The following is a 230-nucleotide window of genomic DNA, read 5'->3' on the forward strand; positions in this document are numbered from 1 at the left end:
GCCGAGCTCAACGCCGAGGCCAACCGCCTGGCCGCGCACCTGCGTGGCCTGGGCGTAGGGCCGGACGTGCTGGTCGGCATCGCCGCCGAGCGCTCGCTGGAGATGGTGATCGGCCTGCTGGCGATCCTCAAGGCTGGCGGCGCCTATGTGCCGTTGGACCCTGAATACCCGCAGGAGCGTCTGGCCTACATGTTCGACGACAGCGGCATCGCCCTGCTGCTGACCCAGTC

Annotated in this window: 1 protein-coding gene; it reads left to right on the forward strand. The window is 69.6% G+C overall.

Annotated features, from left to right (window positions below; translation table 11 throughout):
* Positions 1–230: AMP-binding protein (locus ACLEJW_RS23310; RefSeq protein WP_440778343.1), on the forward strand; the 230-nt coding region annotated here is incomplete at both ends.

Origin of the sequence: Pseudomonas sp. SMSB3, assembly GCF_052041965.1 — a bacterium.
Classification (GTDB): domain Bacteria; phylum Pseudomonadota; class Gammaproteobacteria; order Pseudomonadales; family Pseudomonadaceae; genus Aquipseudomonas.